Source organism: Mucilaginibacter sp. Bleaf8, assembly GCF_018390515.1.
In the GTDB taxonomy this organism is placed as follows: Bacteria; Bacteroidota; Bacteroidia; order Sphingobacteriales; family Sphingobacteriaceae; genus Mucilaginibacter.
This window is the reverse complement of the sequence record NZ_JAHBBK010000001.1, coordinates 1353828-1372003: the sequence shown is the minus strand read 5'-3', so window position 1 is coordinate 1372003 and position 18176 is coordinate 1353828. Positions and strand designations below refer to the sequence as shown.

The following is an 18176-nucleotide window of genomic DNA, read 5'->3' as shown; positions in this document are numbered from 1 at the left end:
ATGGCTGCAACTCCCGTAATAGCAGTATTTGATGTAGGCAAAACCAACAAAAAGCTCTTCCTGTTCAACGAGGACTACCAGATTGTTTATGAAAAGTCGGCCCGTTTTAACGAAATGGCTGATGAGGACGGCGACCCTTGCGAGAATATAGACAGCCTGCGGCTTTCGGTATTTGATTCCTTGCGCAGCATATTCCAGCGGCAGGAGTTTGAGGTCAGGGCCGTGAACTTCTCCTCTTACGGAGCCAGCTTGGTGTATGTGGATGATGAAGGTATGCCGTTAACGCCACTGTACAATTACCTGAAAGCCTACCCGGATGCCTTATTCAAACAGTTTTATGCCGATTACGGCGGCGAGAGCCTGGTTGCACGGCAAACGGCATCGCCGGTATTGGGGAGCTTAAATTCAGGTATGCAACTGTACCGTTTAAGGTATGAACAGCCCGAGGTGTATAACCGGGTAAAGTATGCTTTGCACTTGCCGCAGTATTTGAGCTATATGCTTACCGGGCATGCCTGTAGTGACCTGACCAGTATTGGCTGCCATACCGGTTTATGGGATTTTGAAAAGCAGCAATACCATGAATGGGTACTACGGGAAAATGTTATTGATAAGCTGGCTCCCGTATTAAGTGCCGAAACGGTTTTACCGGTTTCTTTTCCGGGTAATAGCTACCAGGTAGGTATAGGCTTGCATGATAGTTCGGCAGCGTTGATACCTTATTTGGTAAGTTTTACTGAGCCGTTTGTATTACTTTCAACCGGTACGTGGACTATCAGTTTAAATCCTTTTGATCATTCACCGTTGAGTGATGAAGATTTAAAGAATGATTGCCTGAACTACATTCAATACAAAGGCCAGCCGGTAAAGGCATCGCGCCTGTTTGCCGGCTACGAGTATGAGCAGCAGCTAAAACGCATTGCCGAGCACTTTAACCAGAATACGGCCCATTACCGTAATATCAGGTATGATGCTGATCTGGTAAATCATTTACTGCTTAAAGATGGCGGACTGTCTATAAGCGGCACCAATAGTTTAAAGGCATCGGTTTTTGGGCAGCGCGATCTGAGTTCGTTTGCCAGCGATACGGAAGCCTATCATCGCCTGATGATGGATATTGTTGATCAGCAACGTATAGCAACAGGCTATGTGTTGAAAAACGGTATGGTTAAACGTCTTTTTGTTGATGGAGGATTTAGCAAAAACTCCGTGTACATGCATTTACTGGCAGCGGCTTTTCCGGCTATGGAGGTGTATGCTGCCTCAATGGCCCAGGCAACAGCAGTGGGTGCTGCATTAGCTATACATCATGCATGGAACCCCGCACCGATGCCGCACGATTTGCTGGAGCTGAAGTTTTACTCGGCCAGTCATACGATAACCACTTAATATTAACAAAAGACGGAAAGATGCGAGTAGGGTTATTTATACCATGTTATGTAGATCAGTTTTACCCCGGGGCTGCTATTGCCACCTTGCAACTGCTCGAAAAGTTGGGCGTGGAGGCGGTATATCCCAAAAATCAGACCTGTTGCGGCCAGCCCATGGCCAACTCGGGGTTTGAGCACCTTACCGGGGGCTGTAACCGTTTGTTTATCGACAACTTTGCAAACTTCGACTATATCGTAGCGCCATCAGGTAGCTGCGTGCTGCACATTCGCGAGCACTTGCACGATGACAAGCAGACGCAGTTGGCAAACAACATCAGCCAGAAAACATACGAACTAACTTCATTTTTAACCGATGTGCTCAAAGTGGAGCATTTGCCTTCGCGCTTTCCGTACCGGGTAGGTATGCACCAAAGCTGTCATGGTCAGCGCGGGCTGCACCTAAGCTCCATGACGGAGCTGGTTGCCCCTGCCTTTTCCAAGCCCGGTTCGCTTTTGAAAATGGTGAAAGATATAGACCTGATTGAACTAGATCGTAAGGACGAGTGCTGTGGTTTTGGCGGTACATTCTGCGTAACAGAGGAGGCCGTATCGGCCAAAATGGGTAAAGACCGGGTGGCCGATCACTTGCATCACGGTGCCGAATACATTACGGGCGTGGATATGTCATGCCTGATGCATATGGAGGGAATTTTGAAGCGGCAAGGCAGTAAAGTGAAGGTGTTACATATTGCAGAGATTTTAAACGCGGAGTGAGATGGAAAGTAAAGATCATGCAGCACTTGCAGAAGTATTTAATAAGGATGAAGACCGCGTAAGCTGGCACGATGAGACTTTGTGGTGGATAAGGCAAAAACGTGATAAAAATGTACATCAGCTACCCGAATGGGAACTGCTGCGCGAAACAGCATCGCAAATAAAGTTCAACGTACTATCAAACCTGAGCACTTATCTCGAACAGTTCGAAAAAAATGCGACCTGCAATGGGATAAAGATCCATTGGGCTGCCGATGCTAAAGAACACAATGATATTGTGCTTGGGCTATTAAAAGAACACCAGATTAACCGCATGGTAAAAAGCAAATCCATGCTAACGGAGGAGTGCGGACTGAACGACTACCTGGCATCGCACGGTATTGATGTGATCGACTCTGACCTGGGCGAGCGTATTGTACAACTGGCAGGCGAGCACCCAAGCCATATCGTGTTACCCTGTATCCACAAAAAGAAAGGGGAGATAGGCGATTTGTTTCATAAATATCTGGGTACACCATCAAATGTTGATGATCCGCAATTTTTGACGGAAACAGCCCGCCAGCACCTGCGCGAGATTTTCCTCACCCGGCGTGCCGCGCTCACCGGCGTAAACTTTGCCATTGCCGAAACCGGCGAGTTTGTGGTATGTACTAACGAGGGAAATGCCGATATGGGCACTAACCTGGCCGAGGTGCATATCGCCTCTATGGGCATTGAAAAGCTAATTCCTAAACGCGAGCATCTGGGTGTATTTTTACGCCTGCTTACCCGCAGCGCTACGGGGCAGCCAATTACTACCTACAGCAGTCACTACAGCAAGCCGCGCGATGGCAAACAGATTCATATTGTGCTGGTGGATAATGGCCGTAGTGTACAGTTGGGACGTGAAGATTTTCGCAACTCGCTCAAATGTATCCGTTGCGGGGCTTGTATGAACACCTGCCCGGTTTATCGCAGGAGTGGTGGGCATAGCTATCATACCGCAGTGGCAGGCCCTATTGGTTCTATACTAGCTCCTAACCTGGACATGAGAAAGTATGCCGATCTGCCTTTTGCTTCCACATTGTGCGGCTCCTGCTCAAATGTATGTCCGGTTAAAATTGATATTCATCAGCAGCTTTATAAATGGCGGCAGGTATTGGTAAAAGCGGGCTATGCGCCAACAGTAAAAAAGATAGCCATGCAATTGATGGCTGCAACATTAGCCTCACCCACCCTATATCATGCCGCTGGTAAGATGGGAAGGGCCACTATCAAGTTTGCACCTTTTGCTGTAAATAACAAACTTAACCCCTGGTATAAACAGCGTGATATGCCTGCACCGCCTAAAGAATCGTTTGGTGAGTGGTACGCCAGAAACAGAGCCGGGAGCCAGGAACCAGGCGTTTAGAACCAAGAGCCGAGAGCCAACAATTAGGATTTGGTGCTTAGGACAGATAGGCAGGATCGGGAGTGAGAATGGTATGGTTAGTAGACGTAAAGCAAAATATTGCTCCGCATCCATGAACGATCAACTATAAACTACTATTATCAACTACAAAAACATGTCCAGCAGAGAGAAGATATTAGCGGCTGTAGCGCGCAACCAGCCAGAAGCTGTTGCCCTGCCCGACTTAAATGCATTGAAAGATGCAGCACAGCTCGCAGAGCCGGCGGACTTGCTCGAGAAGTACATCACCGTGTTAACCGGTATTGGTGGCACCGCTTACCAGGTTGGTAGCTACGAAGACATTACAGGCATCCTGAATGTTCAATTTCCTGAAGGGCGCATTGTTAATACGGTTACAGAGCTACACCCGCACCATCAGTCGCATGTGTTTGAAGATGATATTCACAGCCTGGAAAATGTGGAGCTGGCCATTATTAAAGCGCACTTTGCTGTGGCCGAAAATGGTGCCGTATGGGTAACTGAAGAGTTAATGGGTAAGCGGGTACTACCTTTTATCTGCCAGCATCTGGTTGTTATTGTTCCGGCAAATCAAGTTGTGGCTACTATGCATAAGGCTTATGAACAAATTAGTAACCGCAGTTATGGCTATGGAGCTTTTATAGCCGGGCCATCCAAAACAGCCGATATTGAGCAGTCGCTTGTTTTAGGTGCACATGGGCCTCGTTCTATGAATGTATTTCTGTTAGGGTAATAATAGACAGACTGAAAGTATAATGACATAAAAAAGCCTCCTCGCTCTTGCAGCTTGGAGGCTTCAACCTAAACCTTATCACAATTGTAAGCATAGACTTACAGAGGGCAAAAGTAAGTGTTTCAACATTAAATGCAAGAATAAATTCTATAAAAATAGTCGTATTAACACTTAGTTGACACTGAAATTATAAAAACGGAAAGAATTCATAGCGCATATTAGAATAGCATTAGAAAATGCGGCTTTGGGCAGTAAATTTCCAGGGGTTTAAGTTTATCGTCTTATGAACGTTGGTGCAAAAGTAACCTCAACAAGCGCCCTTCTATTAAAAACTAATGATAAATATTACAAACCTTGTACATTAGCTGTAATTACGTTCAACAAAAGTTACTTTACTTTGCTGTTGATATTTATAACTTAGTTATAGCATAACCTGGAAGGCACCCCGTCATGATCTCAGAACCATCTTACCTGGCTGCACGTATGGTATCCGGCACCATCAGCAACCACTTTGCTTATCATTTGGATACAGCCGATTGTGCAGGGAAGTGCAATTTGGCCCCGCAGCCCGAGTTGCAGTGCATTGAAGCAATTATTGATGTAGCCTTTTGGGCCAGCCTACGGCGAGAGGAGGGTCATTCACCCAAAATATCCCTTGCTTTGCTGCCACCCGATAAAGCAAAACAGCCGTTAATGTTCAAAAACAAGTTGAGGTTAACGCCCAATAATCTGACCAAGCTGGGGCCGGCAGTTGAGAAAGCCGGTATTCACTTAGGTGTATGGCATGATGATAGCGGCATGTACGTATGGGGTAGCGTGCTGGCCTTGCCGGGCATTTGCTTTGTACTGGAGGTAATTGAGCCGGGTTTGCTGGTAGTAAAACATAGCCGGGCCGATGGTTTTGGTAAGTTTATTAACGTTGCCATTTTGAAAGGCGATGAGATCAAGATAGTAAACGAGCGACGTTTGGGTATGGGTGATTCGCCGGCGTTGGTGGCCTCGTTGCTGGGTATGCCTTTGCCCGATAGCCAGGACGATGCCGTAAACGTATTAATTGAACTTGCTGGTGCTATGCGCGAGCATGGCCGCGGCGGTATTGTGCTGGTAGTGCCGGACAACACAACAGCTTGGCACGAATCCATAGTTCATCCGATATCTTATCCTATTGTGCCGGCTTATTGTGGCATAACTGATTTGATGAAAGAAGACATCACCGAGCGTAGTAAACCATCCTGGCGCGAGGCGCTTACCCGGGTAATAGATACAGTAGGCGGTTACACCGCGGTTGATGGCGCTACAGTGATTACGCATGATTACCACATGCTTGCCTTTGGCGCAAAGGTAACGCGGGCCAAAAACAGTATGCCTGTACAGGAAATTTTAGTAACCGAGCCGGTAGAGGATAGTACCGGTGCCGTTATTCACCCGGTGCAAAACGGCGGAACCAGGCATCTGGCCGGAGCACAGTTTGTGTATGATCAGCGCGATTCGCTGGCCCTGGTAGCATCGCAGGATGGGCACTTTACAATTTTTTCGTGGTCAAACCAATTGAACAAGGTGCATGCGCACCGAATAGATGCATTGTTGTTGTAAGCTACTAACCTTCCTTGATAATAGGATAACCGGATAAAAAGAAAGCCCTGATTTTAATAAATCAGGGCTTTCTTTTATTGAATGAAGTAGATTAAATTTCTGGTTCCTGCTGGCTCAGGCAGTGAAAGCTGCCTAGGCCCCAGATAATATCAGTAGAGTCGATTCCTACCACTTTGCGTTGCGGAAAGCATTGCTGAATAATGTCTAGCGCTTTTTGATCACTATCGCTGCGGTAAGTAGGTACTACAACGGCTGCATTGCTGATGTAAAAGTTAGCATAAGATGCTGGCAATAACTGATCTTCATGGATAACCGGTGTTGGCATCGGTAATTCAATTACATTCAGTTGTTTGCCATTAGGCAAGCGCATGCCTTTCAGTACCTGCAGGTTGTGTTGCAGAATGGCGTAATTTTCGTCGCTTTTGTTTTCTTCAACTACCGTTACTACCGTATCTTCATTCACAAAGCGGGTAATATCATCGATATGCCCGTCAGTATCATCGCCTACAATGCCGTCACCCAACCATAGTATTTGCTGAACACCGTAATAATTATGCAGGTATTCTTCAATCTGGCTTTGTTTCAGGTGTGGGTTGCGGTTTTTGTTCAGCAGGCAGGCTGTTGTGGTTAGCAAAGTACCTGCACCGTTAAAATCAACCGAACCGCCTTCCATTACAATTCCCGGATTAAATACCGGCAGATTAAAGTGTTCGGCTATCCGGGTTGGGATAACATCATCCAGATCATACGGCGGATATTTGCCACCCCAAGCATTGTAACCCCAATCAACCACTGCTTTTTTCTTGGTGCTGCGGTTTACTAAAAACGCCGGACCATGATCGCGGCACCAGGCATCGTTGGTAGGGAACTCGTAAAATTCAATAAGGTTTAAATCAACGCCAGCTTGCTGCAAATGCTGTGTTGCCGAGGCTTGCATTTGCTGATTGGCTACGTTAATACGCACCAATTCGCCTTGTGCTACCTCTTTAATAAAGGCGCAGTAGTTGGCGTAAATACTTTCAATTTTACCCGGCCATGAAGCCTCCTTATGCGGCCAGCTTAGCCAGGTTGCTGTATGTGTTTCCCACTCGGCCGGGAAAGTATAACCCTGCTTGGCAGGGGAATTCTCGAAATTACTCATCGTCCAGCAGGCGTTTAGTGATGGGCTGATAAGTTTCAACACGTCTGTCGCGCAGGAAAGGCCAGTGGGTGCGGTAGTAATCTGTTTTAGCCAGATCCAGTTCTATAGTGGTAACCTGCTCTTCCTGGTGATCACCCTGGAAAATAACTTTACCAAACGGATTGGATACGAACGAGCCGCCCCAGAATTTCAGGCCTGCCTCTTCGCCAACACGGTTTACGCTTACTACGTGCACGCCATTAGCAACAGCATGTGAGCGTTGTATGGTTTGCCAGGCGTTGTACTGCTCGGTGTTGGTATCCACATCCTGGCTTGAAGCCCAGCCAATAGCGGTAGGATAGAACAATATTTCGGCACCCATTAAAGCGGTGATGCGGGCAGCTTCCGGATACCACTGATCCCAGCAAATTAACACACCGATGGTGGCAAACTTGGTTTTGAAAACCTTGTAGCCTAAATCGCCAGGGGTAAAGTAAAATTTCTCGTAAAAGCCCGGATCGTCCGGAATGTGCATTTTACGGTATTTGCCTAAGTAAGTACCATCGGCATCTAATATCGCGGTAGTATTGTGGTATAAACCCTGTGTACGTTTTTCAAACAGCGAAGCGATAATAACCACACCCAGCTCTGCCGCAACTTTTGACAGTTCGTCGGTTGACGGACCCGGAATGGGTTCGGCTAACTGGAAGTTATCATAATCCTCCACATCACAAAAATACAGCGAGGTAAACAGCTCCTGCAAGCACACAATCTGTGCGCCCTGCTGTGCCGCTTCGCGTACCTTTGCAATAGCTTTTTGTAAATTTTGCTGTTTATCAGCTGTACAGCTCATCTGTACCAAACCTACTTGTACTTTGCTCATCTCTGCTTTAAAATTTGCGCAAAAATACGGATTAGTAAATTAAATTGAGGTGTACAGGCATCATGGTATTATTTAGTTAATGTAAAAAAACGGCCATTACCGGCAGGTATCTCGTTGAATGTCATAAGCCATTAACAGGTAAGGTTTTAATTACCAAAACGGGTATTTTATTTTTTTAACTATTTTTGTACCCAAATGACTGATACGGAAACTCTCCCGAAGCCCAAGACCTGGAAAGATAACTTGTGGAACGCGGCTAAACTGCTGTTTAAAATTGCAGTAACCTCTGTTTTGCTGTACTATGTATTCACTAAGGTGCCATTTGAAGATGTAAAGGGCCGATTGATACATGCCAATTACTGGTGGATGCTGGCAGCTGTACTGGTTTTCTTTTTGTCGAGTGTGGTATCAGCATGGCGACTATTAAGTTTTTTTAAGTCTATTAATTTACGACTGGATACGCGTTTTAATTTCAGGCTGTACCTGCTCGGTATGTTTTACAACTTTTTGCTGCCGGGTGGTATCGGTGGCGATGGTTACAAAATATACCTGCTTACCAAATCGTACAAGTTACCTGCAAAAAAGCTCTTTTGGGCCATTTTGTTTGACCGGCTGAGTGGTTTATGGGCAATTGGCTTAATTGTAGTTGCGCTGATTTTGTTTGTGCCACAGGTTGAATTGCATATGGCTATTCCGGGTAGTATATTTTTGGTTGGGTCGGCCATTTATTACTTTGTTACCCATAAGTTTTTTAAAGAATATACGAACAACTTTGTGCAGGCGCATGGTAAAGCCGTATTGGTACAATCCCTACAAGTGCTTACCATTTTACTGGTTATGCTGGGGCAGGATTTTAACGGCAAATTTGCACCCTACCTGTTGTCGTTCCTGTTATCGGCATTGGCTGCGGTAGTGCCTATCTCATTAGGTGGGGCTGGCGCACGCGAGGCTATATTCACGCAGCTTTCGGGGCCGTTTCACATGAATGTGGGTTTGGCCGTATTTCTGAGCGTCTCGTTTTACCTGATTTCTTTATTGGTTTCTCTTATCGGCGTTTATTATGTATTGCGTCCGAGTCGACTGCAGGAGGGTTTGCCATCTATAGAAGAAGACGAACCTGCGGATAAGCAACCAGTAGAAGAAAAACAAAATTCATCCATCAAAATATAATTTTCCTTTAGATAGGGGAGGCGACTATATGAATATTATTATCACCGGAGCAAGTAGCGGTGTTGGCTTTGAGGCCGTGCTGGATTTAATACTTACCAACAAGCATAAAGTTATTGCACTGGCCCGCTCGCAGGATCGGCTTACCCGCTTGCTGGAAATTGCGCAAGGTTTAAATCCGGAGTGCACCTTGTACCCAATTAAATTTGATATTGTGTATGATGATTACGCCGGCTTGCAGCAATTCGTCCGTACACATTTGGATGGCAAGGTAGATGTATTGATTAACAATGCCGGTGCGCTGGTAAATAAGCCGTTTATGGAACTTGGTGAGCAGGATTTTGTAGAGATGCTGCAAAGTAACTTTTTGGGCCACGTACGCATTACGCAAAGCATACTGCCATTCATGTCGGCAGGCGGGCACATTGTGAATATTGGTACAATGGGAGCCTTTCAAGGCAGTTCAAGATTTCCGGGACTATCGGCTTATGCCGCCAGCAAGGCAGCTTTGCATGCCTTGACCGAGAGCTTGGCGCAAGAGCTTACCGAACAGAAAATAAGCGTTAATTGCCTGGCTTTAGGGTCGGCACAAACCGAAATGCTGGAAAAAGCCTTTCCCGGATTCGAATCGCCGGTAATGGCTTTCGAGGTGGGAAAGTATATTGCAGATTTTGCCTTAACCGGTCAAAAGTTTTTTAGCGGTAAGGTAATACCGGTAGCTTTAACAACGCCATAAGAAATAAAGAGCCAAGAATAAAGGTAATCTATCACCAAGCAACTGCCTGCTGATAGATTACAAAAGCAATAAGTAATAAAACAAGGATAAGACCTGCAGCGATGAGCTTGGTCTTATTTTTTTGGTAGAAACTTAGCTTACCGGAGGGGGATAAAACTTCGGTTGCCTTGTTGAGTGCTTTTACTTTGCTTGCAAAATCGCCACTCAGCGTATTGCGCAGAGCGCTTATTTGCTGTAGCGTCGTGTTGATATCATCGGGTAGGGCAGTATTTAGCACCTCTTTTAATCGCTTGGCTACCGTTGGTGATTTGCCGTTGGTAGATATACCTATCTTTAAATCTCCTTTTTTTACTATAGATCCGAGGTAAAAGTCACAAAGATCGGGCTTGTCGGCTACGTTAATTAAAAGTTTGCGTTTGCGTGCAGCTTGCCTGATGCGTACGTTCAACTCATTATCGCCTGTAGCGGCCACAACAATGTCTGCTACATTCAGATCATCATCTTCAAAAAACTTTTCATGAATGGTAATTTGCGGATAGTCAGCTGCCAGTTGCTTCACTTCAGACGATACCTTATCGGCAACAATGGTGATTGATGCATACGGGCTGTTGTTTAGCAAGGCGGTCAGCTTTTCCAGCCCAACATTACCAGCACCTACCAATACCGTATGTAGCTGGTTCAGTTTCAAAAAAACCGGAAACAGCTGGTTGCCGTCCGGTTCTTTTTCGCTGTTTAAAGCAGTATCAGTATCTTGTTGCGAATCTATCATGCATTAATCGCTTCCCGTTTGGTTTTCATTTCGGCCAAAAACTCTTCGGCCTGTTGCAGGTAAGCAGCAGCAAATTGCTGTGAAGGTTCATGTTGGTTAATTTGCAGTACCCGGTCGTTAAAACTGGTTGGCAAATTAATCAGCCCCGTACTTACATAATGGTTATCAAACTCCTTAATTACACCAATTTGTGTACTGCTGTTTACACCTTTATCCAAAAGTAATGCTTTAGCCGCGCTAACAAAAGTGTTGTAGCTATGGTAAATAGCATCTGCCCAGCGGCCATCCTGGTAAGATTCTCTGGCCCAGCCCAGTTTTTCTTCGGCCTCAAACAATAGGGTGGCCACCAGGTCAATCATTACACCGGCACATTCGCCTACACCAATTGCGGTAGCAAAGGTTTCTTCATGTCCCCAGTCTACAAATTCATCGTCTGTTAGGGAGGTTAAATCGGCCAGTGGTTTTAGCAACTGGTAAAAGTAGTCCTTACCCTGACGGTCATAGTAAGCGTGGAAAGTTTCACTTTCTGTAGCGTTGGCCTGATAATCGTTCAGTACGTAGCGCAATACGTATGTAGCACGTTTGGCTGGTACCTTGATCACCTTTTCGGCCGCGCGGCCTATGCCATCGCCAACGGTGCCGCCGCCAAGCAACACCTGCACAGATGGTAATACCCGCTTATCGGCCTTTAAAGAGCTGCCATGAAAACCAATATGCGCCAAACCATGCTGACCGCAGGAGTTCATGCAACCGCTTATTTTGATTTTAATGTCCCGGTTGTACACCAAATCTTCGTACTCCGTATAAATTACCTCTTCCAACACGCGAGCTAAGGTCATGCTGTTGGATATGCCCAGGTTACAGGTATCGGTACCGGGGCAGGTGGTTACATCGGCCACGCTGTCAAAACCAGGTTCGGCCAGGTTAACTGATGCCAGTACATTGTACAGGGCAGGCAAGGCTTCGGTCCGTACATACTTTAATAATAAACCTTGGTTTTGTGTGATACGTATTTCGTCGGCCACTAAGCCATTTAGGCCTTCTACCAGTTTGCGCGCTTCGGGTGTATGTATATCACCGATAGGCACTTTTACAAACACGCCATAAAAGCCTTCCTGCTTTTGGGCAAACACATTGGTTGCTTTCCAAACATCGTAAGCCAACTGGTTGGTTATGGTTGCTTCTGGATAACTGATTGCTTGCGGTGCAGCAGGAGCCGGCACGGTATCCCGGTTTATTTTATAAGTTTTTACTTTGTTGGCCGTTTTTTCAATTTCGGCCAGACGTAAAACCTCTTCCAATCCTAACTTTTGTACCAAAAATTTTAAGCGCGCCTTATTCCGGTTATTGCGTTCGCCGTAGCGATCAAACACCCGGATAATGGCTTCGATGTAGGGAATCAGTTCATCTTCGGGTAAAAACTCGTGTACAATATGTGCCAGTGCGGGCTGTGCACCCAAGCCGCCGGCCAATAATACTTTAAAGCCCCGCTCGTTGCCATTACGCAGTTTAGGTATCAAACCAATATCATGAATATAACTGAAGGCCGTATCCGCATCGCTCGATGAAAATGCTATTTTGAACTTACGGCCCATTTCCTGACAAATGGGGTTACGCAAAAAGTACTCGAACGTTGCCTGTGCATAAGGCGATACATCAAAAGGCTCCTGCGGATCGATGCCTGCCGTAGGTGATGAGGTAACGTTGCGTACGGTGTTGCCACATGCTTCGCGCAGGGTAATATCATCCTGTTCCAACTTGGCCCACAGTTCGGGCGTGCGGTCTAAGCTTACGTAGTGTATCTGTATATCCTGGCGGGTGGTCAGGTGTAGGTTACCGCTACCGTACTCGTCGGCAATATCCGCTATGCGCAGTAATTGCTTAAAGGTAACCTTACCAAACGGCAGTTTAATGCGCACCATCTGTACGCCCGGCTGGCGTTGACCATAAACGCCGCGCGCCAAACGCAGGCTCCTGAATTTCTCATCATGTATCTTACCCTCGCGGAAAGCCCTGATCTTCTTTTCCAGATCAATGATATCCTTTTCTACCACCGGGTTTTCCAGTTCGGTTCTGAAACTTTGCATGTGTCGGTTCTTTAAATACTGAATAAAAAGCTATTGCCATATCAACCCGGCAGTAGCTTAATTAACGTTTACTTTCTTAATACACTTAAATAAAGGCAGCATACCCTGGTCAATTCAATGGTATTATTAAGTTTAATACAAATATATACATAGTATATAAACTTAGTAGTGTTTGTGTGCCTTTTAATGTCACAATCTGATTAGGATTTCCATCAGGTCAGGTTACAGGATTATCATTCTAAAATCACATAAACATTTGATTGCCGAATATTTGCTTATTAATAAACCGGCTGCTGTATTTTTGCCACCTCAAAATTTCTACCTATGACTAAGCGTCAGCATTTTTTTCTCATTCTCATTTTAGGATCATTAACAGCTCTGGGGCCGTTCTCTATAGATATGTATCTGCCCAGCTTTCCGGCCATAGCGGATGATCTGCATACCACCATTGAGCGGGTTGCCTGGTCATTGTCCAGCTATTTTGTAGGCATATCAGCCGGCCAGTTGCTCTACGGTCCTTTGTTGGATAAATTTGGGCGCAAAAAGCCTTTGTATGTAGGGCTGGTGATTTACCTGCTGGCATCGTTTGGCTGTATGATGGCTGCAAGTGTAAATTCATTAATTGCTTTACGCTTTATACAAGCCATTGGTAGCTGTGCAGCAGCTGTAGCCGCGGTGGCCATGGTGCGCGATTTGTTTCCGATTGAGGAAAATGCCAAGGTGTTTGCGCTGCTGATGCTGGTGGTAGGTGCTTCGCCTATGGTGGCACCTACTGTGGGGGGCTATGTTACCTCGGCCTGGGGATGGCATGCTATATTTTTGATACTGGCAATTATTGCCGTTCTGATATTATTAGCCGTTATATTTTTTCTGCCCGACCGCTATGTGCCCAACCGGGAATTATCATTAAAACCGCGGCCCATACTTAACGGCTTTTGGGTAGTGCTTAAAAATCCGCAGTTTTATACTTATGCGTTTACCGGGGCAATTGCTTTTGCGGGGTTGTTTGCTTATGTAGCAGGCTCACCACTGGTGTTTATGAAAATATATAACGTTAGCGAAAAAGCCTATGGATGGATATTTGCCGGCCTGTCGGTAGGCTTTATCGGCTCAAGCCAGGTGAACAGCTTGTTGCTGAAACGTTACAGCAGTAAGCAAATTGTACCTGTAGTTTTGATTGCACAAGCGGTGTTTGGCGTACTGTTTTTATTAGGTGCCTATTACCACTTGCTGGGCTTAGCTGGTACATTGGTAATGCTCTTTTTGCTATTGTGTTGTATCGGACTTATAAATCCAAACGCATCGGCTATGTCTATTGCGCCGTTTGAACATAACGCAGGCACTGCCTCTGCATTGATGGGCGCAGTGCAACTGGGTATAGGTGCCCTGGCTTCGGTAGGGGTAGGTATGTTCGATTCGCCTACGGTTATTCCGCTGGCGGGCATTATGGCAGCTGCGGCAGTGCTTTCATTTGTGGTTTACTTTATTGGCCGTAGCAATATCAAAGTAACTACAATGGCCGAAGGTGGCAGCGCCGCCGCATTTCATTAATAGCCTTGTTATCGCCAATATAAAACTTTAATAAAACAATACCTGATGCTATGGCCTTTTAATAATAACAAAAGATTTGAATTATGGCATCAGAAGAAAATAGAGAACCATTAAAAACTGCCGGTCACGAACAGGCAGGTACCGAAAATAACCAGGAAGAAAACGGCCGTAGCAGCGCTGAGGTTGAAAAAACCTTCGAGATGGATCCGTTGCAGCAGGCTTATGATGCGTCTACTCCTTCCTATGAACTGAACCTGGATAGCGGTGATACCGCCGGTGGAAAAGTAGGCAGCGAAAATAAGGATGAGCAGGATGGCCCTAACATTAAACAGTAATCAACAACTGTTAAAACACCAAAGCCTTTGGTAACTCCAAAGGCTTTGGTGTTTATATAAATTCCTAACTTAAATTATGCGGTAAACTTCTTGACGATTTCCAGCAGCGCATCCAGTTCAAAAGGCTTTTTCAAATACCCATCTGCCTGGCCTTGCTCCGTCACTTCTTTAATATTGCTTACTGCCGATAACATAACCACCGGGATATGGCTGGTGGCCGGGTTAGTTTTGATCTCTTTACTTAATTGCTGTCCGTTGGCATCGCTTTTCCAGTCCGATAGCCAGTTGTCCAGTAAAATCAGGTCGGGATTAATTTCTTGCAACTGCTTAAGTATCCTGGCATCTTCAGATGCAATCACTTCAAAATTTTGCTGTTGCAGGGCAAAAACGATCGAGTCTCTGATGTCTTTGTCATCTTCAATGAGTAGAACCTTTTTAGGCATGGCTATTACCGGGTTTTGTATCTGCTAAATTAGTACAGGCAGGTTACGAAGAAATAACTCACTACTTCATAACCTGCCTGTACTAATAATACAAAAAAGGAGTTGGTTGTTTTTGGAGGATAAAAATTAATTATGTCCTTAAGGCATTTCCGTTAAACCAGCCGTTCCAGCGTTTTGATCTTGGCCGGCCGGGCCAGTAACACTGGCGATATGCGTACAAAGTGTTTGTATGGCACACTTGCCTGGTGCTTGCTCAGCGTTTCTTCATCCTGCCATTCCTCAATAATCAGGTAGCGGCAGCGTTCGTTGTTGTATTGGTATACTTCATACTTCAAACAGCCGTCTTCCTGTAAGGAGGTATCAACCAGTTTTTTCAACTCCTGCTCAAATGTCTCTTCTGCATCTGTATTACAATGCATCATTGCAATCAACTTCACACTCATAATTCAAGCTGGTTAGTATATTTAATAACCTAACTTAAAGCGTAATTGTTGTATTGGCAGCAAATAATTTAAGGCAGTTGGTAGCAGGCGCGGCAACGTGGCTCGTAGCTTTCTTTTTCGCCCAGCAGTATGCGGCTGTTATCGGGCACGAGGCGGTACGAGTACAACGCCGGGTTACCGCACTTTACGCATACGGCATGCACCTTGGTTACCGACTCGGCCATGGCTATGATGGCAGGCATTGGGCCGAATGGCTGCCCTTTGTAATCCATATCCAGGCCGGCAACAATAACGCGTACGCCCTTATTGGCTAAAGCGTTGCAAACATGCGGAAGTTCATCGTCAAAAAACTGGGCTTCGTCAATACCTACAACCTGTACATGGCTGCCTAATAGTAATATTGACGATGCGTTTTCGACAGGGGTGGATGGAATGCTGGTTTGGTTATGCGATACAACCGCCGTTTCATCATAACGGGTATCGGTTTTAGGTTTAAAAATTTCAACCTCCAAACGTGCTATCTGGGCACGGCGCAAACGGCGAATCAGTTCTTCGGTTTTACCCGAAAACATAGAGCCGCATATTACTTCAATACTCCCGCCGTGCTCACTTCGCCTTTTAAATACATCTTCACTAAACAGCATTCCAAAAACTTTACAGCGGGCTAATATCAGAATTATATCTTACTTTTGGATAGGCACGTTTTCAACATCAGGATTATGAAACAACAGGAAATATTTAAGAAGATAGGGACTATTCTAAAAGAATTGAACGAGCAATACGATTACCTGCAATCGCAGGAGCCGGCTTTTAATGACCTGGAACTGGAGCTGTTTGCAGCTAATGCACACTTTTTAACCGAACATACCGAGATATTAAGAAAACTTAGCCAGCCGGTTGCAGCGGCTGCCAAACCGGTGTCCTTGTTTGATGCGCCGCCAATGCAACACGAGCCTGCTGCCGAACGGGTAATACACCATCATGATAACTTACCTGTTGATGAAGATATAGCCGAATCTTTTGCTGCGCCATTGCCACAACTGGCCGAAAGTGACGTAGTGTACGACCCGGTAGAAATACCTGCCGAACCTGTAAGCGTAAAAGAAGAAGAGCTGGCGCCTGTTGTTGACATAGAACCAGAACCCGAGCCTACAGCAATAATACAAGAAGAACCCATTATAACACAGGTGGCCGAAACGGTAGTTGAACCATCGCCGGAGCCACAGGTAAGCATTGAGCCGGTTCAGCAAGACTTTTACTCTTTCACCCGTCAGGAGCCGGAAGTAAGTTCTTCCCGTCATGATTTTAGCATCAGCAGCCACAGCGAAGAGACCAGCATAGCCGAACCTGTGCCGCCTGTTTATATGCCGGCAGAGGAACCAAAAGCTGAGCCTACTTTTGTAGCACCGGAGCCTGTTGTAGAAGCACCGGAGCCCGCACCTGTCAAGGAAGAAGCTTTGCAACCCGAGCCGTTTAAGCCCGAGCCGGTAGCGTCACAGCCAACGCCGGTTGCTGAACAACCTGTTGTGCCCAACCTGTTTACGCAATCCCACCCGCAGCCGGCTGCCGAAGAGCCTGTGCTGACCCTTAACCAGCGCCTGTCGGCCCAGTTACAAGGCAACAATACGGCAAGCGCTTTGCACGGTCAGCCTATAACAGATCTGAAATCTGCTATCAGTTTAAATGATAAGCTGTTGTTTGTGAAAGACCTGTTTAATGGCTATAGTCTGGCCTACAGTGAGGCCATTGAGTTGGTTAACCGCTGCAAGACATTCGAAGAAGCAGACCGCTTTTTGAAGGTAAATTATGTAACCAAAAATAACTGGGAGGGTAAGCCCACAACGGTTCAAAAATTATACACCTTGTTGCATAAACGATTTCAGTAACAAACAAGAAAGCCTCCGGTAAACGGGGGCTTTTTTGTTTTAACAGATGAAGTAAAACACAATCTTCTTAAAGTATGTTCGGACTATGGACTATGGACTATGGACTATGGACTATGGACTATGGACTATGGACATGCATTGAAGTATGATTGTTAATTACACAGAACAGGGATGGGAAATTATTACGCAAAGGGCGCATGGCTTATTGGCAGGGCAGTTTATGCTGCATTGGGCCGCAAAGCAACGCCCCAAACGCTGGATGGAAACCTTATTGGCCGTAGCCGAACATGACGATGCCCGCATTGAATTGGAAGCCGATGATTTATTGACACCCCAAGGCGGACCGCTGCATTTTGCCATGCGCTCTTTCGACGCAGAGCATTGCCGGCGAGTAGGTGACTTTGCCCTATCCAAAAGCCGGTACATTGCCTTGCTGCATTCCATGCACATGGATTTTTTATACCGGGATGAAGCCAAAGAAAGTAAAGAGGTTAAAGCTTACCTGGCCGGGCAAACTAAACTGCAAAAGTATTTGCGGAAGGGCCTCAATTTGAACCAGCAGGAAGCGGATAAGTTATATGCCCTGTTAGAGTGGTGCGATGCTTTGTCGCTGTTGCTATGCCAGCATAAGGTACAGCCCGAGGAGCGCGGCATTGACATTAGCAGAGGGCCGGCCAAAAGTGAGCATCAGCTAAGGCAAATGGCCAATGGTGCGCTTACGGTTACACCCTGGCCTTTTGAGGATGATGCCTTTGAAGTGCAGATAGAAAGCCGCTTGCTTACCCAACTGCATTTCAAAACCAACGATGAATTTAAAAAAGCCTTTTTAGCTGCTGAAGTGCAGGAACTAACATGGCAATTCACTAAGCAGTAAGAAA

General features: G+C 45.9%; 18 protein-coding genes. 11 read left to right on the top strand and 7 right to left on the bottom strand.

From position 1 onward, the window contains the following. The 5 genes from KHS38_RS05900 (at position 1) to KHS38_RS05880 (ending at position 5878) form a co-directional block, all read left to right on the top strand. Positions 1–1389: an FGGY-family carbohydrate kinase gene (locus KHS38_RS05900; protein ID WP_213487573.1), complete on the top strand. Its 1389-nt coding sequence runs from the start codon at positions 1–3 to the stop codon at positions 1387–1389. Between the two features lie 20 nt (positions 1390–1409). Beyond that, complete coding sequence (locus KHS38_RS05895) at positions 1410–2144, top strand: (Fe-S)-binding protein (RefSeq protein WP_213488197.1); 735 nt, start codon at positions 1410–1412, stop codon at positions 2142–2144. 1 nt (position 2145) lies between these two features. After that, positions 2146–3534 (top strand): lactate utilization protein B, encoded by a 1389-nt coding sequence (locus tag KHS38_RS05890; RefSeq protein WP_213487572.1) that lies wholly within the window; start codon positions 2146–2148, stop codon positions 3532–3534. A 154-nt stretch (positions 3535–3688) separates the two neighbouring features. Then, positions 3689–4285, top strand: coding sequence for a LutC/YkgG family protein (locus KHS38_RS05885; RefSeq protein WP_213487571.1), 597 nt, complete (start codon positions 3689–3691; stop codon positions 4283–4285). A 450-nt stretch (positions 4286–4735) separates the two neighbouring features. Further along, entirely contained in the window at positions 4736–5878 is a 1143-nt protein-coding gene (locus KHS38_RS05880) for a putative sensor domain DACNV-containing protein (RefSeq protein ID WP_213487570.1), read from the top strand. A 91-nt stretch (positions 5879–5969) separates the two neighbouring features. On the opposite strand, the gene KHS38_RS05875 is transcribed toward KHS38_RS05880, so the two are convergent. Both KHS38_RS05875 and KHS38_RS05870 read right to left on the bottom strand, forming a co-directional pair. After that, positions 5970–7019, bottom strand: a complete 1050-nt coding sequence (locus tag KHS38_RS05875) for an agmatine deiminase family protein (protein ID WP_213487569.1) — start codon at positions 7017–7019, stop codon at positions 5970–5972. After that, complete coding sequence (locus KHS38_RS05870; RefSeq protein ID WP_213487568.1) at positions 7012–7881, bottom strand: carbon-nitrogen hydrolase; 870 nt, start codon at positions 7879–7881, stop codon at positions 7012–7014. The genes KHS38_RS05875 and KHS38_RS05870 overlap by 8 nt, the downstream gene beginning before the upstream one ends. Positions 7882–8076: 195 nt before the next feature. Here KHS38_RS05870 and KHS38_RS05865 point away from each other — a divergent pair, with 195 nt between their 5' ends. Beyond that, a complete protein-coding gene (locus KHS38_RS05865) occupies positions 8077–9051 on the top strand; it encodes a lysylphosphatidylglycerol synthase transmembrane domain-containing protein (protein ID WP_213487567.1) in 975 nt (324 codons plus the stop codon). Between the two features lie 28 nt (positions 9052–9079). Continuing rightward, positions 9080–9784 carry an SDR family NAD(P)-dependent oxidoreductase gene (locus KHS38_RS05860; protein ID WP_213487566.1) on the top strand — a complete coding sequence of 235 codons (705 nt, stop codon included), beginning with the start codon at positions 9080–9082 and terminating at the stop codon, positions 9782–9784. A gap of 31 nt (positions 9785–9815) precedes the next feature. On the opposite strand, the gene KHS38_RS05855 is transcribed toward KHS38_RS05860, so the two are convergent. Both KHS38_RS05855 and KHS38_RS05850 read right to left on the bottom strand, forming a co-directional pair. Beyond that, positions 9816–10553: a precorrin-2 dehydrogenase/sirohydrochlorin ferrochelatase family protein gene (locus tag KHS38_RS05855; protein WP_213487565.1), complete on the bottom strand. Its 738-nt coding sequence runs from the start codon at positions 10551–10553 to the stop codon at positions 9816–9818. Next, a complete protein-coding gene (locus KHS38_RS05850; RefSeq protein WP_213487564.1) occupies positions 10550–12640 on the bottom strand; it encodes a ferredoxin-like domain-containing protein in 2091 nt (696 codons plus the stop codon). The genes KHS38_RS05855 and KHS38_RS05850 overlap by 4 nt, the downstream gene beginning before the upstream one ends. A 324-nt stretch (positions 12641–12964) precedes the next feature. Between KHS38_RS05850 and KHS38_RS05845 the strand changes: the two genes are divergently transcribed. Then, a complete protein-coding gene (locus KHS38_RS05845; protein WP_213487563.1) occupies positions 12965–14191 on the top strand; it encodes a multidrug effflux MFS transporter in 1227 nt (408 codons plus the stop codon). An 83-nt stretch (positions 14192–14274) separates the two neighbouring features. Beyond that, positions 14275–14526 carry a hypothetical protein gene (locus tag KHS38_RS05840; protein ID WP_213487562.1) on the top strand — a complete coding sequence of 84 codons (252 nt, stop codon included), beginning with the start codon at positions 14275–14277 and terminating at the stop codon, positions 14524–14526. Positions 14527–14600: 74 nt separating this feature from the next. Here KHS38_RS05840 and KHS38_RS05835 read toward each other — a convergent pair whose 3' ends face one another. The 3 genes from KHS38_RS05835 to KHS38_RS05825 all read right to left on the bottom strand — a co-directional run bounded on the left by KHS38_RS05835 (position 14601) and on the right by KHS38_RS05825 (position 16056). Next, positions 14601–14969, bottom strand: coding sequence for a response regulator (locus tag KHS38_RS05835; RefSeq protein ID WP_213487561.1), 369 nt, complete (start codon positions 14967–14969; stop codon positions 14601–14603). Between the two features lie 152 nt (positions 14970–15121). Then, a complete protein-coding gene (locus KHS38_RS05830) occupies positions 15122–15412 on the bottom strand; it encodes a putative quinol monooxygenase (RefSeq protein ID WP_213487560.1) in 291 nt (96 codons plus the stop codon). 68 nt (positions 15413–15480) lie between these two features. Further along, positions 15481–16056, bottom strand: a complete 576-nt coding sequence (locus KHS38_RS05825; protein WP_213487559.1) for a thymidine kinase — start codon at positions 16054–16056, stop codon at positions 15481–15483. Between the two features lie 75 nt (positions 16057–16131). Here KHS38_RS05825 and KHS38_RS22340 point away from each other — a divergent pair, with 75 nt between their 5' ends. Both KHS38_RS22340 and KHS38_RS05815 read left to right on the top strand, forming a co-directional pair. Beyond that, on the top strand, positions 16132–17298 hold the full coding sequence (locus KHS38_RS22340) for a DUF8457 domain-containing protein (protein ID WP_213487558.1): 1167 nt from the start codon (positions 16132–16134) through the stop codon (positions 17296–17298). Between the two features lie 145 nt (positions 17299–17443). Continuing rightward, complete coding sequence (locus KHS38_RS05815) at positions 17444–18172, top strand: DUF3891 family protein (protein ID WP_213487557.1); 729 nt, start codon at positions 17444–17446, stop codon at positions 18170–18172. Positions 18173–18176 lie beyond the last annotated feature (4 nt).